The sequence below is a fragment of the Cryobacterium sp. PH31-AA6 genome, assembly GCF_030063195.1.
Classification (GTDB): domain Bacteria; phylum Actinomycetota; class Actinomycetes; order Actinomycetales; family Microbacteriaceae; genus Cryobacterium.
The window spans coordinates 117,165-140,134 of the sequence record NZ_JASISS010000001.1 but is presented as its reverse complement, the minus strand read 5'-3'; the positions used below and the strand labels follow the sequence as shown (position 1 = coordinate 140,134).

The following is a 22,970-nucleotide window of genomic DNA, read 5'->3' as shown; positions in this document are numbered from 1 at the left end:
CAGGCTTTCGGGGTCGGCACGTGAGAGCGTGGTCAAAACCGACCGTCTCTACTCATTACTCTAGAACCCATGACTTCCGCTGACCCCCTACGCAACCTCGGCGTCCGGGTAGGGGCCAACGGCGGCGAGCTGCGCGTATGGTCCACAAATGCCGATTCGATGGAACTGTGCATTTTCGACGACACCGACCCGAACTGGATCGTCAAGACCGTGCCGATGACCCGGGACGCGAACGACGTGTGGTCGGGGAAATCCCGCACTCTCTCCCCCGGCCGCCGGTACGGCATCCGGGTCTCCGGCCCTGCCTCCGCGCGCAATTCGTTCCACCCCGAGAAAACACTGATCGAACCGTATTCCCGGGGACTCGTTCGGGTCGGCCCCGACGAGTGGCAGTCGTCCGTCATCGACGGTGACTTCGACTGGGCCGGGTCGGTCAAACCGAAGGTCGCGCTCGACCACACCGTCGTCTACGAGGCCCACGTGCGGGGGCTGAGCAAGCTCAACCCGGCCGTGCCCGCCGACCTCCGCGGAACCTACGCCGGTCTGGCCCACTCCTCCACCATCGACTACCTGAAGAACCTCGGCGTCACCTCGGTCCAGTTGCTTCCCGTGCACGCCTTCGTGTCGGAACAGCGCCTGATCAAACAGGGCCTGACCAACTATTGGGGCTACAACACCTTCAATTTCTTCTCGCCGCACGCCGATTACGCCACCATGGCGTCCCAATCCGCCGGCCCTGAGGCAGTGCTCCGCGAGTTCAAGGGCATGGTCAAACTCCTGCACGAGGCCGGCCTCGAGGTCATCCTCGACGTGGTGTACAACCACACCGCCGAGGAGGGCCCGAACGGACCCGTCAGTAGCCTGCGCGGTATCGACAACGCCACCTACTATCGACAGAACGATGCCGGAGCCTACATCGACGTCACCGGCTGCGGCAACACCCTCAACGTCTCGCACGACGTGCCGCACCGCCTGGTGCTCGACTCGCTGCGCTACTGGGCGAACGAGGTCCAGATCGACGGTTTCCGCTTCGACCTGGCGGCCACGCTCGGCCGTGACGCCAACGTGGAGTACCAGCGTGACCACCCACTCCTCGCGGCGATCCAGGCCGACCCTGAGCTGGCCGACGTCAAGCTCATCGCCGAGCCGTGGGACATCGGCATGGGCGGCTGGCAGACCGGCAATTTCGCCGACGGCTGGATCGAGTGGAACGACCGCTACCGCGACCGGATGCGCTCGTTCTGGCTGACCGACCTCGCCGCGGCGCGCGATGGGCACGCCGGCAGCGGGATCGGCCGCTTCGCCGCCCGCCTGTCCGGGTCGTCCAACACGTTCTCTCAGGAGCGCGGGCCGCTCGCCTCGTTGAACTTCATCACCGCCCACGACGGTTTCACGATGGCCGACCTCACCGCCTACAACGTCAAGCACAACGTCGGCAACGGCGAGTCGAACCGTGACGGCACCGACGGCAACAACTCCTTCAACCACGGCGTCGAGGGTCCCACCCGGAACACGACCATCCTCACCACTCGGCGCAAGGCGATGCGCAACCTCCTCGCGACGCTGCTGCTCTCGGCCGGGGTGCCGATGATCACCGCGGGCGACGAATTCGGCCGCAGCCAGCGCGGCAACAACAATGCGTACTGCCACGACAGTGAACTCACCTGGTTGAACTGGGATCTGGACGACTGGCAGGTCGACCTGCACCGGGTCAGTCGGCGACTGCTCGAGCTGCGCCAACAGAATCCGGCCCTCAGGCCGGTTCGGTTCGGCCGCCCCGGCGAAACAACCCTGAGCGCCAGCGAGATGGACTGGTACAACGCCCTGGGCGAGTCGATGTCCGAGGAGGACTGGAACTCGTCGAACGAGCGCACGCTGCAGTACGTCGCGGCGAGCACTCCGGAGCGAGAGGACTTCAACCGCATCCTGTTGATCGTGCAGGGCCGGGAAGCGGATGTCACGGTGACCCTGCCCGAGCATGCGGGAGTGGGCTCGTACACGCTGCTCTGGGACTCGAGCCACGACGACATCAGCGACGCCGTGATCGAACATGCCCCCGGTGCGCGGCTGCTCGTGCCCGGCGCGTCGATGCAGCTCTTCCGGGCGCACTGACCGCGGACAGACCAGAGATGGGCAAACGGGCGGAACACGGTGCGGGCACGCCGGCCACGCTCGCGCTCGAGAAGGCCGGGATCACGTTCGCTCCGCACCTCTACGAGCATGACGCCCAGGCGACCAGCTTCGGCCTGGAAGCGGCGGAGAAGCTCGGCCTCGACCCGGCCCGGGTGTTCAAGACCCTCCTCGCCGAGGCGGATGGCACCCTTGTCGTCGGCCTCGTCCCGGTGACCCGCCAGCTCGACCTCAAGGCGCTGGCGGCATCCGTCGGTGCGAAGAAGGCCGTGATGGCCGACCCGAAGACCGCGGAACGCAAAACGGGCTACGTCGTCGGCGGAATCAGCCCGATCGGGCAGAAGACCGCGCTGCCGACGGTCATCGACGAGGATGCCCAACTCTTCGACACCGTCTTCGTATCCGGCGGCCGCCGGGGCTTCGACATCGAGCTCACGCCCGCTGACCTCGCCGGGATGACCGGCGCGGTGTTCGCGGCAATCGCCCGCGCCTGAGCCCCGGGTTACCCGGCTACGGCGATCAGTCCCATCTCGGCCGGGCTGAGGAGCAGGTCGTTGCGGGGTACGACCCGCACGGTGTAGCCGAACGCGCCGCCGCGATCCAACTGGACCGTGCCGGTGAACAGTGTCGATGCTCCCGCGGTGGTACCGCTCGCGGCCTCCTGATCGGGGCCGACCGCCGGCGCCAGGGCCATTCTGTTGACGTCGCTCAGCTCGTCGTTGCCCAGACTCTTCCCGTAAACGACCTCCACGGTCACATCACTCGGGTCGAGGCCGTTCAGGTGCACGTGGGCGCGGAGGTGCAGTTCGTCACCGACCTTGGGAACGGTTGCGACCCCGCCCGATTCGACGTGGGCGACGGCCACACCGGGCCAGGCGTCGACGATCCGGCCCTTCCAGACCGCCAGCTCGCGCGCGGCGCGGTAGTTGTTGGCGGAGAGCCTGGCCTCGGCCTGGCCGGCCGGCCGGTAGAGCCGCTGCACGTACTCGCGCACCATCCTGCCGGCGTTCAGTTCGGGCGACAGCCCGGCGAGGGTGTGCCGAATCGAGGAGACCCACCGCTCGGGAACGTTATCGGCGTTGCGGTCGTAGAACCGGGGCGCCACGTGGTGCTCGAGCAGTTCGTACAGCGCATCGGCCTCGAGCCGGTCACGCTCGGCGGAGTCCCCCGCGGCGTCGGCGGACGGAATCGCCCAGCCGTTCTTGCCGTCGAAGTATTCCGGCCACCAGCCGTCGAGGATCGAGAGGTTGAGCGCCCCGTTCAGGGCGGCCTTCATCCCGGACGTGCCGCAGGCCTCGAGGGGCCGCAGCGGGTTGTTGAGCCAGACATCCGTGCCCGGGTACATCAGCTGGGCCATCCCGATGTTGTAATCGGGCAGGAACGCGATCCGCGTGCGCAGCTCAGGGTCCGACGCGAACTGCACGACCTTCTGGATCAGGCGTTTGCCCTCCTCGTCGGCGGGGTGCGATTTGCCGGCGATCACAATCTGAATCGGGTGTTCCGGGTGCAGCAGGAGGGCACGGAGCCGTTCCGGGTCGTGCAGCATCAGGGTGAGCCGCTTGTAGGTCGGCACCCGGCGGGCGAAACCGATCGTGAGCACGTTCGGGTCGAAGACCTTGCCGATCCAGGACGGCACGATCCCGCCCGGGTTCTGCACGAGCCAGGCGGCCGCGATCCGTCGGCGGGCGTCCTCGACGAACTGGAGCCGCATCTGGCCGCGCACCTGCCAGAGGTCGTCGTCAGAGACGGCGTCGGAGGCCCAGTCCGCCTCGGAGGTGTCGCTGGTGCCGAGCCGGTTCTGGGCGAGCGCGAGGAGCGCGGGATCGGTCCAGGTCGGCGCGTGCACGCCGTTGGTGATCGACGCGATCGGCACGTCGTCGGCGTCGAAGCCCGGCCAGAGGCCCTTGAACATCCGCCGGCTGACCTCGCCGTGCAGCTTGGACACGCCGTTGGCGCGCTGCCCGAGCCGAAGGCCCATCAGGGCCATGTTGAAGACGTCCGGGGACCCGTCCTGGTAGTTCTCGGCGCCGAGGGCGAGGAGGTCGTCGACCGCGACACCGGGCAGCAGGTCGGTTTCGAAGTAGCGCCGCACCAGGCCGCGATCGAAGCGGTCGATCCCGGCCGCGACGGGCGTGTGGGTGGTGAAGACGGTGCCGGCGCGGGCGACCTGCAGTGCCTCGGAGAAGCTCAGTCCCTCACCGATCAGGCTGGAGATGCGCTCCAGGCCCAGGAATCCGGCGTGGCCCTCATTGGTGTGGAACACCTCCGGGTCCGGGCGCCCGTTGAGATTGCTCCAGAGCTTCACGGCGCGGGCGCCGCCGATGCCCAGGAGCAGCTCCTGCAGCAGGCGGTGCTCGCCGCCGCCGCCGTAGAGCCGATCGGTGACCAGACGGAGGTCATCCGGGTTCTCCGGGATGTCGGTGTCGAGCATGAGCAGGCGGATCCGGCCGACCATGGCCTGCCAGACCCTCGCGTGCAGGGTGCGGTTGTCGGGCAGGGCCAGCGATACCTGAACGGCGGAGCCGTCGGCGCGGCGCAGCACGGACAGCGGCAGCCCGTCGGGATCGAGGAGCGGGTAGCTCTCCATCTGCCAGCCGTCCGGCGAAATCGCCTGGCTGAAGTAGCCGGCACGGTAGAACAGGCCGACGCCGACGAGGGGCACACCGAGGTCGGAGGCGCTCTTCAGGTGGTCTCCGGCGAGGATGCCCAAGCCACCGGAATACTGCGGCAGTGCGGCGGCGATGCCGAACTCGGGCGAGAAGTACGCGATGGCCTCCGGCTTCTCGCCCTCGAGGCCCTGGTACCAGCGCGGCTGCTCGAGGTAGTCCCTGAGGTTGCCGAGGGTGGAGTTGGCCCAGGACACGTAGTCGTGGTCCCTGGACAGCGACTCGAGCCTGGCCGGGTCGACGGAACCGAGCAGCCTGACCGGGTCGGCGCCGATCTCACGCCACAGCTCCGGTGAGATGTGCTCGAACAGCTGGCGGGTCGGCTCATGCCAGGACCAACGCAGGTTGCCCGCCAGCTCATCGAGCGCGGCAAGCGACTCGGGCAGGACGGTACGGACGGTAAATTTGCGGATCGCCTTCACGGACCTAAGCCTAGGGCCGATGCGGGTCGCACGCTGTAATCCGGACAGCACCGCGCCAAGGTTTCGCGCTACGGTCATTAGGTGGCTAAGACAGTGAAACGCGCAGGCGCGACTCCCGAATCCCCCGGAACAACCCGGACCGTCCCGAAGACGACCCCGGTGAAGCCGCCGGCGGCAGCCGCGGCGATGCCACCGGCTTCGACCGCGATCGGGCGCATCCCGATCCTGGACCTGTCCCCGCAGATTCCGGACAACCTGTGGCCGGTCAAGGCGTTCGCCGGCGAGGTCGTCCCTTTTGGCGCGACGGCATTCCGGGAGGGCCATGACCTCATCGGAGTCATGTTGCTGTTGACCAGCCCGGACGGCACGCTCAGCCGGCACCCGATGCGCCCCGGCGCGCCCGGGACGGACCGCTGGGAGACCGAGGTGCTCCTGGGCAGCCAGGGGCGGTGGCAGTACCGCGTGCGGGCCTACGCCGACGAGTGGGCAACCTGGCACCACAACGCCTCGGTGAAGATCGCCGCGGGGATCGACGTCGAGTTGATGTACCTGATCGGCACGAAGCTGCTCACCGCCGCCGGCACCGACAAGGGCCGACCCATTGCCGAACGCCGCCTGTTCACGGCTGCGGCGAAGCTCCTCGGCGATGCCACCGCATCCGCCCACACCCGCTTCGCCGTGCTCTCGGACCCCAAGCTGCTCGCCGCCGTCGCAGTGCGGCCGATCACGGGCCTGGAGACGATCTCTGAGCCGCGCACAATTCTGGTCGAACGCACTCGCGCCGCCGTCGGCTCCTGGTACGAGTTCTTCCCGCGCTCCGAAGGGGCACTGCTCCTCGAGGACGGGTCCTGGCAGAGCGGCACCTTCCGCACCGCCGCGAAGCGCCTGCCCGCCGTGGCCGCCATGGGCTTCGACGTGGTCTACCTGCCGCCGATCCACCCGATCGGCCTCGCCTTCCGCAAGGGGCCGAACAACACGCTCAATGCCCGACCGGGTGACCCGGGGTCTCCGTGGGCGATCGGGTCGGCCGACGGCGGCCACGACGCCATCCACCCCGACTTGGGCACCCTCGAGGACTTCGCCTTCTTCCTCGACGCGGCGAAGGAGAGCGGGGTGGAGATCGCGATCGACCTGGCACTCCAGGCCTCTCCCGACCACCCGTGGGTCACCGAGCATCCGGAGTGGTTCACCACCCTCCCCGACGGGTCGATCGCCTACGCGGAGAACCCGCCGAAGAAGTACCAGGACATCTACCCGGTCAATTTCGACAACGACCCGGCGGGGATCCGCGCCGAGGTGTTGCGGATCGTGCGGCACTGGATCGCCGCGGGAGTCACGATCTTCCGCGTCGACAACCCGCACACCAAACCGCTCGACTTCTGGGAGTGGCTCATCGCCGCGGTCGCCGAGGAGGCACCGGACGTGTTCTTCCTGGCCGAGGCGTTCACCAGGCCGGCGCTCATGCAGGCACTGGGCAAGGTCGGCTTCCAGCAGTCCTACTCCTACTTCACCTGGCGGAACACGAAGGAGGAACTCGAGGAGTTCCTCGATGGGCTCTCCCACGAGACGGCCGACTTCATGCGCCCGAATCTCTTCGTGAACACCCCGGACATCCTCTCCGAGTACCTGCAGTTCGGCGGCCCGGCGGCGTTCAAGATCCGCGCGGCCCTCGCCGCCACCGCCGCGCCCACCTGGGGCATGTACAGCGGGTTCGAGCTCTACGAGAGCGTGGCCCGGCCCGGCGCGGAGGAGAACATCGACAACGAGAAGTACGAGTACCGTCCGCGCGATTACGCCGCGGCCGAGAAGCAGGGCGCTTCGTTGGCGCCCTACCTCACGGTGCTCAACCGGATCAGGGCGAAGCACCCGGCGCTCGGCCAGCTGCGCAACCTCGACATCCACGCCAGCGAGGACGAGGCGATCCTCGTCTACAGCAAGTTCCTCGACGCGCCCTTCACCGGCACGGGCAAGCCGGATGCCCTGATCGTCGTCGCCAACGTCGACCCGCACTCGGTGCGGCAGACGGTGGTGCACCTGGACGTCACCCGGTTCGGCATCCCGGAGGGTGGGTCGTTCGAGGTGGAGGACCTGATCACCGGGGCCACCTGGACCTGGGCCGCCGACAATTTCGTGCGCCTCGACGCATTCACCGAACCGGTGCACATCCTGCACGTGAAGGGACAAGTCTCATGAAGCACGCCCACGAGAACCCGGCCGCAGCAGCAGTCCCGCCCACACCATCAGTCCCGCCCGTGAGCCCACCGACGGCTCCCCCGGCCGTGGTGCTGCCGCTGTTCCCGGCGTCGGTCCTGGAGGCGGTCGCAGAGGGCCGGTACTACAACCCGCACGAGGTGCTCGGCCAGCACCTGCTGCAGCAGCCCGGAGCCGTGGGCAACGCCGTCAGCGACCCGCTCACGGTCATCCGTGCCCTGCGCCCGCTCGCCACCGAGGTCTTCGCCATCCTGTCCACCGGTGCCCACATCGAACTGGCGCACCTGGGCCACGGAATCTGGCAGGGGGTCAGCACCCTGGGGCTGCAGGACTACACGCTGGAGGCGCGCTACAGCGACGCCCCGACCTGGATCGTCGACGACCCGTACCGGTTCCTGCCCACCCTCGGCGAACTCGACCTGCACCTCATCGGTGAGGGCCGCCACGAACGCCTCTGGGACGTGCTCGGCGCGCACTACCGTCCGCACGCGGGCGCCATGGGCGCGACGACCGGAACCTCCTTCTCGGTCTGGGCACCGCACGCCAGGGCGGCGCGCGTGATCGGCGACTTCAACGGCTGGAGCGGCGTGCTGCACTCCATGCGCAACATGGGCAGCACGGGCGTCTGGGAGCTCTTCGTTCCCGGGCTCGCCGCCGGCTCCAACTACAAGTTCGAGATGCTCACCCAGGCCGGCGACTGGGTGCGCAAGGCCGACCCGATGGCCAGGTACACCGAGGTCCCGCCGAAAACGGCGTCGGTCATCGGCGAGACCTCCTACGAGTGGGCTGATGCCGCCTGGCTCACCGCCCGCAGCGCCACCGACCAGCACAACCGGCCGATGAGCATCTACGAGATGCACGTCGGCTCGTGGCGGCCCGGACTCGGCTACCGCGACCTCGCCGACGAACTCATCGCCTACCTCGAGGAACTCGCGTACACGCACGTCGAGTTCATGCCGCTGTGCGAGCACCCCTTCGGCGGCTCCTGGGGCTACCAGGTCACCGGCTATTACGCCCCGACCAGCCGATTCGGCCACCCCGACGACCTGCGTTACCTGATCGATCGGCTGCACCAGGCCGGCATCGGCGTGATCATGGACTGGGTTCCCGGCCACTTCCCGAAGGATGACTTCGCCCTGGCCAGGTTCGACGGCCAGGCCCTCTACGAGCACCCCGACCCGCGGCGCGGCGAACAGATGGACTGGGGCACCTACGTCTTCGACTTCGGTCAGAAGCAGGTGCGCAACTTCCTCGTCGCGAACGCGCTCTACTGGCTCGAGGAATTCCACATCGACGGCCTGCGGGTCGACGCCGTCGCATCCATGCTCTACCTCGACTATTCCCGCGAAGACGGCCAGTGGGAGCCGAACATCTACGGCGGCAACGAGAACCTCGAGGCGATCAGCCTGCTGCAGGAGATCACCGCGACCGCGTACAAGCGCAACCCGGGAACCGTGATGATCGCCGAGGAGTCCACGAACTGGGGCGGGGTGACCGCTCCGACCTCCGGCGGCGGACTCGGCTTCGGTTTCAAGTGGAACATGGGCTGGATGCACGACTCGCTCGAGTACATGCACGTCGACCCGATGTACCGCACCTACCACCACAACGAGATGACCTTCTCCTTCGTCTACGCATTCAGCGAGAACTTCCTGCTGCCGATCAGCCACGACGAGGTCGTGCACGGCAAGGGCTCCCTGGTGGCGAAGATGCCGGGTGACTCCTGGCAGCAACTCGCGAATGTGCGCGCCTACCTGTCGTTCATGTGGGCCCACCCCGGCAAGCAGCTCCTCTTCATGGGTCAGGAGTTCGGCCAGCGGTCGGAGTGGAGCGAGTCCCGCGGCCTCGACTGGTGGATGCTGGACCAGCCGGCCCACCGCGGACTCTTCGACCTCGTCGGCGCCCTCAACCGCACCTACCGGGACAACCCGAGCCTGTGGGCGCGCGACAACGAGCCGGGCGGATTCGAGCTGCTCGACGGCGGCGCGGCGGCCCAGAACGTGATCTCGTTCCTCCGCTGGGACAACGACGGCAACCCCATGGCCTGCCTGTTCAACTTCTCCGGTCAGCCGCACACCGGCTACCGGGTCGGGCTGCCCTTCGCGGGTGTGTGGGAGGAAATCGTCAACACGGACGCCGAGATCTTCGGCGGCTCGGGCGTGGGCAATCTCGGCGCCGTGATCGCGGTCGACGAGCCATGGGCGGGCCGTCCGGCATCCGCCACCCTCACCCTGCCCCCGCTCGCCGGTCTGTGGTTGCGCCTGCGCCCCTGACCCCACCGCGAGTTACGGGGGCGGGGGAAGGTCAGTAGAGGAGGGCGGTGAGGCGGGAGCGGGTGGGCGCAACCCGCGGGTCGTCGCGGCCGATGACCTCGAACAGGTCCAGGATGCGCTCGCGGATCCTGTTCTTGCCCGCCGGGTCCTGGCTCGGGAAGAGCTCGAGCAGACGATCGAAGGCGTCCTCGATGTGCCCTCCGGACAGGTCCAGGTCGGCGACCAGGAGCTGCGCGTCGAGGTCGTCGGGCGACGCGGCAGCCGCGGAACGGATCTCGGCGATGGTTCTACCCTGCAGCCGCGCGAGGAGGCCGACCTGGGCGAGGCCGGCAATGGCCATCTGGTCGCGCGGGTCCTGGGCGACCGCGGTCTTGTACAGGGTGATCGCGGCGGCGTAGTCGCCGCGTTCGATGGCCTCGTATGCTTCGCGGTGGAGTGGGGGCAGCTCCGGCTCGACCGGCGTCTCGGCCTCGGTGGGCTCCTCAGTCTGCTCCGGGGCGACGGCGACACCGGTGACGCCGTGCTCGGCGGCCAGCTGGAGCACCCGCTGGAGGACCTCCCGCACCTGGCCTTCCGGGATCGCCCCGTTGAAGAGCTGCACGGGCTGGCCGCCGATGACGGCCGCAACGGTCGGAATCGACTGGGCTTGGAAGGCCTGGGTCAACTGCGGGTTGGCGTCGACATCCACCTTGGCCAGCACAAACATGCCCGCGTACTCGGCAACGAGCTTTTCGAGGATGGGGGTGAGCTGCTTGCACGGCTCGCACCACTCCGCCCACAGGTCGACGATGACCGGAACCGTCATGGACAGTTCCAGGACCTCGCCGAAGTTGGCGTCGGTGCCGACGAGCGTGAGGCTCGGCACCGGAACCGGGCCCGTGGCGGCCCCGTCCGCCACCGCGGGCGCACCGGGCGCGACTGCCGGGGGACGATTCACCAGTGACGAGAGGTCGACGGCTCCGCGCATGTTGACGCCGGACGGTGGCACAAGACTCATGGAAGCTCCGTGGATGAGATCAGTCCCTGGGCGAAGCCAAGGAGGACGATTTTTTCGGTTGAACCCGCGGCCGGCACGTGGAAGAGGAGCTGGTCGCCGTAGGTGCTCTGGATGCCCTTGGCCGTGGCGGAGACACCGGACAGGGCTTTGCTCGCGCCCTCGGGGCTGACCGTCGCACCCGCGTCGACCGGTTTCACGGTCTCCGTCTCGGTGAGGCTCACGGCGATGATGCTGCCGGAGTCGTTGGTTGCCAGCGCTACCGGCGTCCCCGTGCCGACGGCGGCCGCGAAGTCGATCGAGGCCGTTGTGGGCAGGGCCGCCCTTTTCTCGTTCTTCTTGTCGAGACCGACCTGGGTGCGGAAGGTATCCCCCGTGGCCTCGAACAGTCCGAAGGACGGACTCGCTTCGCCCTGCAACAGGATGTCCGCATAGGCCGCGGCCACTCCGCCCGGCGGCAGGAGCAGCAGTTTCGAGTCGGGGGCGATGATCGGTGCGCCGATCGTTGCCGGGGCGACATCGGGCACCTTCGCCGCTGCTTCCAGCTGCACCGCATACTCGACGAGATACTTGGCGCGGGGAGATTCCTGCCTCAGCACGATCGCCGTCGGGGCGACCGCAGCGTCGTCCGCGTTCTGAATCACGGTCATCACCACCCGCGGCCAGGTCGACGACTGCTGCGGCAGCGTCAGCGTGAGCGGCGAAGCGGGAAGCGCCGGCAGCGCCGGATAGTCCGCGACGGCAGCCCGGATCTTGTAGTTGGCCAATCGTTGCTCAAGGGCCGGGCCGGTGAAGCGGGCGGCGAGGGCGTCCCCGTCGAGCTTCGCGTCGGCGTCCGCGGTCAGAGCGGCGATCCGCGAAACGATGCGTTCGAGCTGCGGCACCGTGACCGCCGGCGGCGGAACATCCTTGACCGTCTTGGCCACGCTGGTCGCATCCGGGGTCGCGCTGGCACCCGGTGAGGCGGCCGGACTCGGCCAGAACTCGGCCGAGCAGCCGCTGAGTACGAGCCCGGTCACGACGAGCACGGGAACGGTGGCGACGAACTTGCGTGTGATCGCGCGGCGCGGACCGGTAATCTCGCTCGCCTTGATTGACTTGGGGCGGGGCGCCCTGGGCAGCCGCGGCATCCGAGGTCCCTTCGGCAGGTTCCGGCGTGGACCGTGCGAACGGCGCAGGTGGATGAGCGCCCACAGGTAGAGGATCAGCCCGACGACGAAGAGTGCCCCGCCACCGGCGATCAGGGGGCCGGCCATCGGGGTCGAGTTGTCGATCGGCCAGGTCAGGGTGATCTCCGTCGGGACGGGCTTCGTGCCGTCGGAGGCGACGATCACCGAGATGCCCGCGGGCACGTTGATGGTCTTGGTCAGCGAACCCTTGCCGCCGTACTCCTGCAACCACAGGTCGGAGCCGACCGGGTCGGTGCTTGGCGGGGCCTCGGGGGCGACGACCGGGGCGTCCGTCGGCGTCTCGCCGGCGGGGGGAACCTCGGCGGGCGGAACCTCGGCGGGCGGAACCTCGGCGGGGGGAACCTCGGCGGGCGGCGCCTCGATGAGCTTGTTGCTCAACTTGGCGGTGTTCTTGACCTGGCGGATGTCAGCATACGCCTCGTTGCCGATCCAGGCCTTGACGTCACCGGTCCGGCCGTACGCCGCGAAAACGGTGTCGGCGCCGGAGATCGTGATCGTCTGGCTGCCCGGATACGCGGAGAGCGCACCGGGCTCGATGACCGCGAACCGGACATCGTCCGTGATCGTGGTGCTGAGGCTCGTGGAAGCGGGTTCGAGAAAGACCGTCCGCTGTGCGATGCCGAGAACGATCATCGCGCCCGCGAGGACGAGTGCCACAATGGCAAGAACAAAACGCACGTAAACCCTCCTGTGTCGCCGGCCGCCGGGTGCACGCTCGCGTGCACCACCCGGATTCGAGCCCGGGCAGCAGCAGACAGGACGTCTCACGATACTGGGTGCCCCTGAAAGGCACCTAATAGTCCCCCTGAACCTGGGATGTGCCCGTGTCGCCCGAACAGACTAAAATTATCACGGCCCTGCCCTGAGACAACCGAAAATGGGGTCAGAGTCCCATTACGAGGAGATAGCGTGCCGACCGACGAAGCTGATTTCACCCAGGTTTTCCGTGGTTATGACAAGGAGGAGGTCGACAAGGCCCTCCAGGGGCTGCGCCGGGACCTGATCCAGGCGAACAGCCAGAGCACGGAGGCGGCCAAGGAGATCAAGCGCCTGACGGCGCACATCGACGACCTCAACGCCGAAATCGAGGAAGTGGGCAGTCCCACCTTCTCCGGCCTCGGCACCAAGCTGGAAAACACCCTCCGCGTCGCCGAGGAGCAGTCCACCAGGGTCATCGCGCAGGCCGACATCGACGCCGAGCGCCTCCGTGCCTCCGCCGCGTCCGAGGTCGACACCCTCCGCCGTGAGGCGGCCGACCACGCCGAACGCATCCTGTCGGATGCCGCGGTGAAGGCCGAACACATCCTGGAAGACGCCATCGTCGAGGCGGACGACCTGCTCGCCCGCGCCCACGACGACTACACCACGCTCACCCAGGACGCCGTGCAGGAGGCCGCCGGGATCCGTGGCGCTGTCGCCACCGAGGCGGCCGAGTTGCGCGCCACCGTCAAGCGCGAGGTCGCGGCCATCCGCTCGGAGGCCGACCGGGAGGCCGCGGAGGTGCGCGTCGTGGCGCAGCGCGAGGCCACGGAGGCACGCGAGATCGCGGCCGGCCTCACCCGCGAGACCGAGCTCACCCGGGCCGAGGTCGCGCACGAGTTGGACCAGCAGCGCGCCGACCTGGCCAGGGAGACCGAACAGGCCAGGATCGACCTGGCCGCGGAGACCGAACAGGACCGCGTCGACCTGGCCAACGAGACCGAACAGGCCAGGATCGACCTGGCCCACGAGAGCGAGCTGGCCCGCTCCGAGCTGGCCATCGAGATCGAACAGGCCAGGATCGACCTGGCTCGGGAGATCGATCTCGCGCAGGCGGATCTGGCCATCGAGCGAGAACAGGCCCTGACCGACCTGACTCGGGACCTCGACCGTCAGCGGGTCTCCCTCGCCCGCGAGATCGAGAAGGCCCGAGCCGACCTCGCCGGGGAGATCGAACAGTCCCACGCCGACCAGGCCCGCGACAACGAGCAGTCCCGCGCGGACTTCACGGCCGACAGCGAGCAACTGCGGATCGACCTGGACAATCAGCTCACCGCCGCACGGAAGCGCGGCGAACACGAGGCCGCGAGGCTCCGGCGGGAGATCGACCAGACCAGGGCAGACCTGGAGATCGAGCTCAAGGCCAGACGGGACGAGGCAGAGCAGGGGCACCTTTCCCGGCACCAGGAGGCAGTGGCCCAGACCCAGAAGTTCCTCGACGAGGCTGCGCGCCAGCTCGCCGACACGAACAAAAGGACCACGGAACTGCGCGCGCTGAACGAGCAGTTGGACTCCGGCGCCCGCAGCGACGCCAAGATCGCGAAGAAGACCGCCGAGGACAAGGCCGAGCACATCGTGCACGAGGCGGAGGCCAGGGCCGCCGCCCTGCTGACCGAGACCGAACAGCGCACACGCGCCCTCGTCACCGACGCCGAAGAACGCCTCTCTCAGATTAGAATTGAGCGCGACTCGGTTGCCGGCTACTTCGAAAGCCTGCGCGGCCTCCTCACCCAGGCGGAGAGGGTCACGGCCGCGGACGACTAGCAACGAAGCAGGGGGAACCTCAGAGTGAAGATCAAGAACGCGTTCCAGGTCGGGCTGGTCGGCACGCTGGGTGTCGGCCTGGGCCTGCTCATCATCAGTTCCGTGGTCACCCTGCAGACGATCATCACCTACGTCGGCGCGGCGCTCTTCATCTCCCTCGGCCTGGACCCGGCCGTGTCCTGGCTGGAGAAGAAGCGCTTCCCTCGCTGGGCCGCGATCCTCACCGTGCTCGTCGCCGTTCTCGGCGTGCTCACCGGCGTGGTCTTCGCGATCGTGCCGATCATCGTCGCCCAGGTCGCCAACCTGTCCAAGGCGATCCCCGACCTGGTCAAGTCGGTGAACTCGTCGACATTCCTCGCGGACATTCAGGCACAGTACCCCGGCCTCAAGGTGAACGAGATCGTCACGTCCATCACCGATTATCTCGGCGGCAATCTGACCACGATCACCACGACCCTGATCCAGTCCGGACTGGCCCTGGTGAGCGGGCTCTTCGGCGGGCTGATCATCCTCATCCTCTCGCTCTACTTCACCGCGTCCCTGCACAGCATCAAGAGAGCCACCTACCAGCTGGTCCCGGCCTCGAAGCGGGAGCGCTTCGCCGATCTGAGCGAGCAGATCACGACCGCCGTCGGACGCTTCGTCGTCGGTCAGGCCGCCCTCGCCCTGTGCAACGGCGTGCTGAGCTTCGCTTTCCTCTCGATCATCGGGGCGCCGTTCCCCGCGCTGCTCGCCCTGATCGCGTTCCTGCTCTCCCTTATCCCCCTGGTCGGAACGATCAGCGGCTCGGTCATCATCGTCGCGACCTGCCTGATTCCGGGGATCGGCAGCTCCCCACTGACCGCGTTGGTCGCCGCGATCTACTACCTCATCTACATGCAGGTTGAGGCGTACGTGCTCAGCCCCAACATCATGAATCGCGCCGTATCGGTTCCGGGCGCCGTCGTCGTGGTCGCGGCTCTCGCCGGCGGCTCGCTGCTGGGCATCCTCGGTGCGCTCATTGCGATCCCCGTCGCCGCCTCGGTGATCATGATCATCAAGCAGGTCGTCGTCCCGCGCCAGAACGAACTCTGACCCGGTTCGACCAGAGGTTCAGCCGGCCCAGGCGGTCGGCAGCGGGGCCGCGGACGGGTTGACGACGGCGACGATCTCGTCCAGGATGCGCCGGGTCTGGCTCTCCCCCACCCACAGGTGCTTGCCCCCGTCGACCGCGATGAACCGGGTCCCCGGCACGCTCGCGAACCGTTGCCTCGCCTCGGCCGGGCGCAGGTAATCGTCGTGCTCCGGGATGATCGCCACGAGTTCGCGCTCGTTGCCCGCCCAGGCCGCCAACTCGGCATCCGTCGCCCGGTGCAGCGGTGGGGACAGCAGGATGGCCCCGCGGATCGGATGCTCGAGACCGTACTTGACCGCGAGTTCCGTGCCGAAGGACCAGCCGACCAGCCACGGATTCGGTAGGCCGCGCTCCGCAACGAAGGCCATGGCAGCGGCAACGTCGGCTCGCTCGGCGTCGCCCTGGCCGAACGTGCCGTCGCTCGTGCCGCGCGGCGAGGTGGTCCCGCGGGTGTTGAAGCGCAGCACCGCGAGGTCGGCCAGGGCAGGCAGGCGCCCGGCAGCCTTCCTCAGGATGTGCGAGTCCATGAAACCGCCGTGGGTTGGCAGTGGGTGCAGGGTGACGAGGGTGGCCACCGACGGGCGATCCGCCGGCGTCGCGAGCTCGCCGACCAGGGTGAGGCCGTCGGTCGTGTGCAACTCGATGTGCTCCCGCACGGCGGGCAGTTCGATTCCTCCGCGAATCTCGACGGTGTTCTCGCTCACGGATGCTCCTTCTCGGTCGGACCCCGGCGGCGTCACTTGATCTTCCAGCAGTGCGCGTGCCAATGCCGGCGGGCCTCGAGGTCGGCGGCCTCCCCCATCAGACCGTCGCCGCGCCAGGCGACGAGGTGGGCACGGCCAGGTTCGATCGCCAGGTTGCAGCCGGGGCAGACGTAGCTCTTCCCTGCCCGGGTCGCCGCGACGGGTTGCACCGTCCAGAGACCGTCACGGCGGGTTTCCGTGCGGCGCCAGCCTGCGCGGAGCCGGTCAAGCCCGTCGCCGTCGCCCTCGTCCGAACCGGGCCGGTGGCCTCTGGGTCGGTTGCTGCGTGGCATTCGGCCAGTCTACGACGGCAGCGCCGAGGGAGGCGACGGGCGACCGCTTCTAGTACCAGCCACTGTCGACGGAGTGGGCCCAGGCGCCGCAGGGCGTGCCGTAGCGGCCGGAAATGTAGCCGAGGCCCCATTCGATCTGGGTGCCGGCGTTCGTCTCCCAGTCGGCGCCTGCGGTGGCCATCTTGGACCCGGGCAGCGCCTGCGGGATTCCGTAGGCTCCGCTCGACGAGTTGGACGCGTTGACTCGCCAGCCGGACTCCTTGTTCCAGAGCGAGACGAGACAGTTGAACTGGTCGTCGCCCCACCCTCTGGAGCTCACCTTGTCGCGGGCGATGGCCTGGGCCGAACCCGGATCGGGAATGGCCGCGGTCGGTGCCCGGCCGCTGGACGCGGCCTGGACGGCGACGGGAACCGGGGGCGGCTTCGGCTTCTCCGTCACCGTGAAGTTGTCCCGGGTGATCGTGTTCGCGAAGGCGCCCGCGACCTGGATCTCCTGGACCGCCTCGCCGCCGAAGCGGTCGCCGGCGACCTGGAAGTAGGGGGATGCCGTGGCGCCGGAGTACGGGTCGACGACGCTGACCAGCACGAATGCAGCGGCGGCGGTGAAGGCGAACGTGAACAGGGAGGCCTGACCGCGAGAGCGGGCCCGTCGCATCCGGGGTCTGGACGGCCTGCCGACCGGTACGGTCGCGATGATGTTCAGATGTCTAGCCACGATTTGTCGAGCCTATCCCAGATTCAAGGTAACGGCCAGATAACGGGGCCCAGATCAACGAACCGCCAACATCACGTCGACGACACTGTCCAGAACCGCGTCGACCTGCGCCTCACGGTAACCGCCTCGCTCGGGCCGGAAGACCGCCCCGCGAACGTCCTCGACGGTAACGGGGAATCCCGCCTCGAAGTATTTGATGAGCTTGTTCGCGAACCGGTCGACATCGGCTCGACGGTAACCGACACTGAGGAAACTGGTGCGGGAGAATCGGTGGCCGGAAGGACGACTGAGTCGGTTGACGAGCACCTGCGCCCTGGCCTTCGCGTCCTCCAGCCACGCCTGCTTGCCGACCATGCGGGAGGCCAGCTCACGGTCACGGGAGGCGAACGCGTCCTCCAGCCGTTCAAGAGCCGCATCGACGTGTGCGGGCGAGTACCCGCCCTTCTTCATTTCGAAAGCCGTGTTGCGGATCTTCTCGGCCGAGAGGTTCGCGCTCACATCCGAACCGTCGTAGGCTCGCCGGGCTGTCTCGAGGAACGCGTCAACCTGAGCGGCGCTGTAGCCGAGCGTCCTCTTGGGCGTGCGGGGGAAGGTGGTGGTCACTGGATCATTCTGCCCCACCCGGCTGGTCGTGTCGAAAGCGGGCACGTCAGGCGAAGATGAGGTACAGAGCATACGCGACTGCCGCGGACGGCAGAATCGAGTCCAGCCGGTCGAGGAATCCCCCGTGGCCGGGCAGCCACGAGCTCATGTCCTTGATCCCCAGGTCGCGTTTGATCAGCGACTCGGCCAGGTCACCGAAGGTCGCGCTGAGCAGGGTGACGACGCCGAAGATGAGGCCGAACCACCACGGCTGTCCGAGCATGAAGACGGCGAGGAGCACACCGGCGATCAGGCACACGACGCCGGCACCGGCGAAACCCTCCCAGGTCTTCTTCGGGCTGATCGTCGGCACCATCTTGTGTTTGCCGAAACTCAGTCCGGTCGCATAGGCGGCCGTGTCCGCGGAGATCACCAGAAGGAGGAAGGCCAGTGTCCACCACTGTCCTTCCGGCTGCGCGGCCAGGAGCACGGAGAAACTGCCGAGGAAAACCACGTAGGACTGGATGAAGAACCCCGAGCCGATGTCCCCCAGCACGTCGCGGGCGGGTGCGCGGTGGGAGGCGATGGCCAGCAGGGCAAGGCGCCAGAGCCCGATCAGTACGATTCCGCCCAGCGTCGCGAGCCACTGGCCGGCCGCACCGAAGTAGAAAGCCGCGGGAACGACCGATACCGCGGCGAGGACCACGGGGATGCGCGGAACGTTCCGGCCGGCGTGACGGAGCGCCTGGGCCAGCTCGAAGGCCGTGAGGCCGACGAACGCCGCGGCGCACACCATGAACAGCTCTTTGATGAAGATGAGGCTGAAGAGCATGAACAGGCCCAGCGCGAGCCCGATCAGGATCGCCAGGATCAGGTTGCGCCCGGTGCGGGCCTCGATCCGTTCATTGGTCGCGTCGAGCTGCGCCCTGGTGGCCTGAACCTGACGTTCGAAATCAGCGCGGGTCGACTGAACCTGACGCTCGATGTCGGACCTGGCCGCATGCACCTGGGCCCGGAATTCGGCGCGGCTGACGCCACGCGCGCGCTTGGGCGGCGGTTCGTCCGTGGGTTCGTGCGACATGACGCTGACTCCGCCCTAGATTTCGAGGAGTTCGGCTTCTTTGCGTTTGAGCGCATCGTCGATCGCGTCGACGTGGGTCTTGGTGATCTGCTCGAGTTCCTTTTCGCCCCTGGCCACGTCGTCGTCTCCGACCTCACTCTTCAGCGCGTCCAGCTCGTCCTTCGCCTTGCGGCGCAGGTTGCGCACCGACACCTTGGCATCTTCCGCCTTTGTGCGAACGATCTTGACGTATTCCTTGCGGCGGTCCGCCGTGAGCTCCGGCAGGGTGGCCCGGATGACGTTGCCGTCGTTGCCGAGGTTGGCTGCCAGGTTCGGGGTGTCGCGGATGGCCTGCTCGATGTCGCGCAGGGCGCCCTTGTCGTACGGGCCGATCAGAAGCGTGCGGGCTTCCTGGTTCTGCAGGGACGCGAGCTGCTCGAGCGGCGTCGCGGTGCCGTAATAGTTGACCAGGATCTTGGCAAACATCTGCGGGTTCGCGCGTCCGGTTCGCACGGTCGCGAAATCGTCTTTGGCGGCTTCGAGCGCCTTGTGCATGCGTGCGGTCGCATCGGATAGTACATCCGTGATCACGGTGACTCCTTCTTCGGTGGCTTCAATAATCCTAGTTGGAGACGAGGGTTCCCAGATCGGCGCCGAGAATGGCGGCCGTCACGTTGCCGTGCGGAGCCATGCCGAACACCTGCATCGGCATCCCATTGTCCATGCACAGGCTGAACGCGGTCGAGTCGACCACCTTGAGGCCTCGCTGGAGCGCATCCTGGTAGGTGATGTGGTCAATCTTGCGGGCGTCGGGATCCGTGCGCGGGTCAGCGGAGTAGACCCCGTCGACACCGTTCTTGGCCACGAGCACGATGTCCGCGTCGATTTCCAGGGCGCGCTGGGCCGCGACCGTGTCGGTCGAGAAGTAGGGCAGTCCGGCACCGGCGCCGAAAATGACAACGCGGCCCTTTTCCAGGTGCCGCTCGGCGCGACGCGGAATGTACGGTTCGGCGACCTGGGTCATCGCGATGGCGGACTGAACGCGGGTTTCCGCGCCGGCCTGCTCGAGGAAGTCCTGCAGGGCCAAGGCGTTCATCACGGTTCCGAGCATGCCCATGTAGTCGGCGCGCCCCCGGTCCATGCCGCGCTGGGACAGCTCGGCCCCGCGGAAGAAGTTTCCGCCGCCGACGACGATCGCGATTTCCACCGTCTTGGCGGCTTCGGCGATCTCGCGGGCGAGGGCGCTGATCACGTCGGGGTTGACGCCGAGGCTGCCCGCCCCGAACGCTTCACCCGACAGCTTGAGGAGGACCCTGCGCTTCTTGCTCGGCTTCGATTCCGTGTCTGACATGCCCGTGAGCGTCCTTCCGTTGTGCCGTTTCCAAAACTCTGTTCTTAAAACTACTGTGTGCGCGGCTGGCCGCCCACACAGAGAAAGAGACCGGATTGCAGATGCAACCCGGTCTCCCTCATTGTGAATCCTGTTACGCGCCGACCTTGAATCGGGCGAAGCCCGACACGGTCAGTCCGGCATCGGCCAGGACCTTGCTGACGGACAACTTGTTGTCCTTGGCGTAGTCCTGTTCGAGCAGGGCGACCTGCTTGAAGTACGCGTGGATGCGACCCTCGACGATCTTGGGCAGTGCCGCTTCCGGCTTGCCTTCGTTCTTCGAGATCTCGGTGACGATCCGACGCTCGGCCTCGACGGCGTCCGCGGGGACGTCTTCCTTGGTCAGGTACTCGGGGTTCGCGAACGAGATGTGCTGGGCCACGCTGCGCGCGGTGTCAGCGTCGTCACCTGAGTAGCCGACGACAACGCCGACCTGCGGGGGCAGGTCCTTGCTGGTCTTGTGCAGGTAGATCGCGAACTTCTCACCCTTGACGGATGCGACGCGGCGCAGTTCGAACTTCTCACCGATGATCGCGGCTTCGCCGTCGATCAGTTCCGCGACGGTCTGGCTGCCGGCCGGAGCGGCCAGGCCTTCCTCGACCGAGCCGGCACCGGCCGCGGCGACCGCGTCCAGCACCTTCTCCGCCAGCGCGACGAACTTGTCGCCCTTGGCGACGAAGTCGGTCTCGCAGGCGAGCTCGATCAGGGTGGCGGTGTCGCCGGTTTCCTTGGCGGCGACGAGGCCCTCGGAGGTGGAACGGTCGGCGCGCTTGGCGTTGCCCTTCGCACCCTTCATACGGAGGATCTCGACGGCCTTGTCCATGTCGCCTTCGGCTTCGACGAGGGCGTTCTTGGTGTCGACCATGCCGGTACCGAGACGCTCGCGCAGTGCCTTGACGTCTGCGAGGCTGATGCTTGCCATACTCGAATCCTTACTTGGCTTCTTCGGTGGGAGCGTCGGCGGCAGCAACGACTGCGGCTTCCTCTTCCACAACGGGGACCTCGGCGACGACAGCAACGTCGGCGACCTGCTCGGCGGCGACGGCAACGTCGGCAACCTCAGCGGTCTCGGCGGAGGACTGTGCGGGGGTCTCTTCTGCCGCGGCGGTCTCGCCGCTCTTCAGCAGTTCGGCTTCCCAGGCGGCGAGGGGCTCGACTTCGGCCTCCGGCTTGGCGTGGCGCTGGATGAGGCCCTCGGCCGCTGCGTCCGCGATGATGCGGGTCAGCAGGCCAACGGAACGGATGGCGTCGTCGTTGCCCGGGATCGGGTACTGGACGTCGTCCGGGTCGCAGTTGGTGTCGAGGATCGCGATGACCGGGATGCCGAGCTTGCGCGCCTCATCGATGGCGAGGTGCTCCTTGTTGGTGTCAACGACCCACAGCGCCGACGGCGTCTTCGTGAGGTTGCGGATACCGCCGAGGCTCTTGTGCAGCTTGACGAGCTCGCGCTTCTTGATGAGCATTTCCTTCTTCGTGAAACCGCTCTTGGCGGTGTCCTCGAAGTCGAGCTCTTCGAGCTCTTTCATGCGGGCCAGACGCTTGGAAACGGTCTGGAAGTTGGTGAGGAGGCCACCGAGCCAGCGCTGGTTGACGTAGGGCTGGCCGACGCGGGTCGCCTGCTCCTGAATCGATTCCTGCGCCTGCTTCTTGGTGCCGACGAAGAGAACGGTGCCGCCGTGGGCGACGGTCTCCTTGACGAAGTCATAGGCCTTGTCAACGAACCCGAGCGACTGCTGCAGGTCGATGATGTAGATGCCGGACCGCTCGGTGAAGATGAAGCGCTTCATCTTCGGGTTCCAACGGCGGGTCTGGTGCCCGAAGTGCACGCCGCTGTCGAGCAGCTGGCGAATGGTTACGACGGCCATGAGCCGTACTCCTTGTCCGGCGCGCCTGCAGGGCAGAGCAACGCCAATCGGTTTGTGTCGTGATCGGATGATCACTACTCCTGGTGCCCGGCGCGCATCCGCCTGCTTCCGAGGAAGCGAGGACCGAGTGGATGCGGAGGCCGACTGGGCACGCGTAGTCAGCGCACGAAGCGCTGCTTGGATGAGTTTAGCACCAGGCGGAGGGGCGCCGGTGCACCCCTGTCCCGGCAGGGTCCCCCCACAGCGCGGACCGTGGCGGAGGTGTGCACGGATGCCCCGGACCGAGCCGACCGGGGCGGCGACTCCCGCACGGTGGAGGCATGCTGCTCCCCCGAATGCTCGCCGCCGCCGCGCTTGCGGCCGCCTCCTTCGTCCCCGTCGGCGTGACGCTGCCGGCGCCGTGGACCTGGCCGCTGGCCCCGCCGCACCCGGTCGTGGCCGAGTTCGTGGCGCCCGCCACCGACTACGCCGCGGGCCACCGGGGCCTGGACCTGGCGGCATCCGCGGAGGCGCCGGTCTTCGCCGTGTCCGACGGCGTCGTGTCGTTCGCCGGCGTCGTCGTCGACCGCCCCGTGCTCTCGCTCCGCCACACCGGTGACCTGACCTCGAGTGTGGAGCCCGTGATCGCGATCGTCGCGGTCGGCGACGAGGTCGGCCGCGGCCAGCTGGTCGGTCACGTCGCCGCGGGCGGTCACTGTTCGGATCGATGCCTGCACCTGGGGTCCCGGTTGCACGGCCGCTACGTCTCTCCGCGGGTCTACCTGGGCGGCATCCCTCGGGCGGTGCTGCTTCCGCTCGC

At 67.8% G+C, this 22,970-nt stretch carries 18 protein-coding genes and 1 pseudogene; 7 read left to right on the top strand and 12 right to left on the bottom strand.

Features of this window, described 5'->3' with window-relative positions; all coding sequences use genetic code 11:
- Nucleotides 1-69: 69 nt before the first annotated feature.
- Nucleotides 70-2,112 (top strand): glycogen debranching protein GlgX, encoded by a 2,043-nt coding sequence (gene glgX, locus QMG61_RS00685; RefSeq protein WP_283492405.1) that lies wholly within the window; start codon nt 70-72, stop codon nt 2,110-2,112.
- Between the two features lie 17 nt (nt 2,113-2,129).
- Nucleotides 2,130-2,624 (top strand): Cys-tRNA(Pro) deacylase, encoded by a 495-nt coding sequence (ybaK, locus tag QMG61_RS00680; RefSeq protein WP_283492404.1) that lies wholly within the window; start codon nt 2,130-2,132, stop codon nt 2,622-2,624.
- Nucleotides 2,625-2,632: 8 nt separating this feature from the next.
- On the opposite strand, the gene glgP is transcribed toward ybaK, so the two are convergent.
- Nucleotides 2,633-5,218, bottom strand: coding sequence for an alpha-glucan family phosphorylase (glgP, locus tag QMG61_RS00675; RefSeq protein WP_283492403.1), 2,586 nt, complete (start codon nt 5,216-5,218; stop codon nt 2,633-2,635).
- Between the two features lie 186 nt (nt 5,219-5,404).
- On the opposite strand from glgP, the gene QMG61_RS00670 reads away from it, so the two are divergent.
- Nucleotides 5,405-7,411 carry an alpha-1,4-glucan--maltose-1-phosphate maltosyltransferase gene (locus tag QMG61_RS00670; protein WP_283492616.1) on the top strand — a complete coding sequence of 669 codons (2,007 nt, stop codon included), beginning with the start codon at nt 5,405-5,407 and terminating at the stop codon, nt 7,409-7,411.
- 59 nt (nt 7,412-7,470) lie between these two features.
- Nucleotides 7,471-9,702 carry a 1,4-alpha-glucan branching protein GlgB gene (glgB, locus tag QMG61_RS00665; RefSeq protein WP_502846984.1) on the top strand — a complete coding sequence of 744 codons (2,232 nt, stop codon included), beginning with the start codon at nt 7,471-7,473 and terminating at the stop codon, nt 9,700-9,702.
- A gap of 31 nt (nt 9,703-9,733) precedes the next feature.
- On the opposite strand, the gene QMG61_RS00660 is transcribed toward glgB, so the two are convergent.
- Both QMG61_RS00660 and QMG61_RS00655 read right to left on the bottom strand, forming a co-directional pair.
- Complete coding sequence (locus tag QMG61_RS00660) at nt 9,734-10,699, bottom strand: tetratricopeptide repeat protein (RefSeq protein ID WP_283492401.1); 966 nt, start codon at nt 10,697-10,699, stop codon at nt 9,734-9,736.
- The gene (locus QMG61_RS00655; protein ID WP_283492400.1) at nt 10,696-12,564 is read right to left on the bottom strand and encodes a DUF8094 domain-containing protein; all 1,869 of its coding nucleotides are present in this window, start codon (nt 12,562-12,564) and stop codon (nt 10,696-10,698) included. The genes QMG61_RS00660 and QMG61_RS00655 overlap by 4 nt, the downstream gene beginning before the upstream one ends.
- A 231-nt stretch (nt 12,565-12,795) precedes the next feature.
- Here QMG61_RS00655 and QMG61_RS00650 point away from each other — a divergent pair, with 231 nt between their 5' ends.
- Nucleotides 12,796-14,409, top strand: coding sequence for a DivIVA domain-containing protein (locus tag QMG61_RS00650; RefSeq protein WP_283492399.1), 1,614 nt, complete (start codon nt 12,796-12,798; stop codon nt 14,407-14,409).
- Nucleotides 14,410-14,433: 24 nt separating this feature from the next.
- A complete protein-coding gene (locus QMG61_RS00645; protein ID WP_283492398.1) occupies nt 14,434-15,483 on the top strand; it encodes an AI-2E family transporter in 1,050 nt (349 codons plus the stop codon).
- An 18-nt stretch (nt 15,484-15,501) separates the two neighbouring features.
- Here the strand turns inward: QMG61_RS00645 and QMG61_RS00640 are convergent, their stop codons facing one another.
- From QMG61_RS00640 to rpsB, 9 genes are all read right to left on the bottom strand, one after another.
- The gene (locus QMG61_RS00640) at nt 15,502-16,227 is read right to left on the bottom strand and encodes an alpha/beta hydrolase (RefSeq protein ID WP_283492397.1); all 726 of its coding nucleotides are present in this window, start codon (nt 16,225-16,227) and stop codon (nt 15,502-15,504) included.
- Nucleotides 16,228-16,259: 32 nt separating this feature from the next.
- On the bottom strand, nt 16,260-16,559 hold the full coding sequence (locus tag QMG61_RS00635; RefSeq protein ID WP_283492396.1) for an Rv1322 family protein: 300 nt from the start codon (nt 16,557-16,559) through the stop codon (nt 16,260-16,262).
- A gap of 49 nt (nt 16,560-16,608) precedes the next feature.
- Complete coding sequence (locus QMG61_RS00630) at nt 16,609-17,274, bottom strand: aggregation-promoting factor C-terminal-like domain-containing protein (RefSeq protein ID WP_283492395.1); 666 nt, start codon at nt 17,272-17,274, stop codon at nt 16,609-16,611.
- A gap of 54 nt (nt 17,275-17,328) precedes the next feature.
- Entirely contained in the window at nt 17,329-17,877 is a 549-nt protein-coding gene (locus QMG61_RS00625; protein WP_283492394.1) for a DivIVA domain-containing protein, read from the bottom strand.
- A gap of 46 nt (nt 17,878-17,923) precedes the next feature.
- Nucleotides 17,924-18,937 carry a phosphatidate cytidylyltransferase gene (locus QMG61_RS00620; RefSeq protein WP_283492393.1) on the bottom strand — a complete coding sequence of 338 codons (1,014 nt, stop codon included), beginning with the start codon at nt 18,935-18,937 and terminating at the stop codon, nt 17,924-17,926.
- A 15-nt stretch (nt 18,938-18,952) separates the two neighbouring features.
- The gene (gene frr, locus QMG61_RS00615; RefSeq protein ID WP_283492392.1) at nt 18,953-19,507 is read right to left on the bottom strand and encodes a ribosome recycling factor; all 555 of its coding nucleotides are present in this window, start codon (nt 19,505-19,507) and stop codon (nt 18,953-18,955) included.
- 31 nt (nt 19,508-19,538) lie between these two features.
- Nucleotides 19,539-20,267, bottom strand: a complete 729-nt coding sequence (gene pyrH, locus QMG61_RS00610) for a UMP kinase (protein ID WP_283492391.1) — start codon at nt 20,265-20,267, stop codon at nt 19,539-19,541.
- A 133-nt stretch (nt 20,268-20,400) separates the two neighbouring features.
- Nucleotides 20,401-21,228, bottom strand: a complete 828-nt coding sequence (tsf, locus tag QMG61_RS00605) for a translation elongation factor Ts (RefSeq protein ID WP_283492390.1) — start codon at nt 21,226-21,228, stop codon at nt 20,401-20,403.
- 10 nt (nt 21,229-21,238) lie between these two features.
- On the bottom strand, nt 21,239-22,171 hold the full coding sequence (gene rpsB / locus QMG61_RS00600) for a 30S ribosomal protein S2 (protein ID WP_283492389.1): 933 nt from the start codon (nt 22,169-22,171) through the stop codon (nt 21,239-21,241).
- 320 nt (nt 22,172-22,491) lie between these two features.
- Here rpsB and QMG61_RS17465 point away from each other — a divergent pair.
- A pseudogene (locus QMG61_RS17465) lies at nt 22,492-22,863 on the top strand (peptidoglycan DD-metalloendopeptidase family protein); the annotation flags it as partial.
- Nucleotides 22,864-22,970 lie beyond the last annotated feature (107 nt).

What these genes read in the sequence shown, in the direction of transcription:
- ybaK (WP_283492404.1), top strand. Translation starts at nt 2,130, where the DNA reads ATGGGCAAACGGGCGGAACACGGTGCGGGCACGCCGGCCACGCTCGCG.
- tsf (WP_283492390.1), bottom strand. Translation starts at nt 21,228, where the DNA reads ATGGCAAGCATCAGCCTCGCAGACGTCAAGGCACTGCGCGAGCGTCTC.
- glgX (WP_283492405.1), top strand. Translation starts at nt 70, where the DNA reads ATGACTTCCGCTGACCCCCTACGCAACCTCGGCGTCCGGGTAGGGGCC.
- pyrH (WP_283492391.1), bottom strand. Translation starts at nt 20,267, where the DNA reads ATGTCAGACACGGAATCGAAGCCGAGCAAGAAGCGCAGGGTCCTCCTC.
- QMG61_RS00660 (WP_283492401.1), bottom strand. Translation starts at nt 10,699, where the DNA reads ATGAGTCTTGTGCCACCGTCCGGCGTCAACATGCGCGGAGCCGTCGAC.
- QMG61_RS00670 (WP_283492616.1), top strand. Translation starts at nt 5,405, where the DNA reads ATGCCACCGGCTTCGACCGCGATCGGGCGCATCCCGATCCTGGACCTG.
- rpsB (WP_283492389.1), bottom strand. Translation starts at nt 22,171, where the DNA reads ATGGCCGTCGTAACCATTCGCCAGCTGCTCGACAGCGGCGTGCACTTC.
- QMG61_RS00635 (WP_283492396.1), bottom strand. Translation starts at nt 16,559, where the DNA reads ATGCCACGCAGCAACCGACCCAGAGGCCACCGGCCCGGTTCGGACGAG.
- QMG61_RS00620 (WP_283492393.1), bottom strand. Translation starts at nt 18,937, where the DNA reads ATGTCGCACGAACCCACGGACGAACCGCCGCCCAAGCGCGCGCGTGGC.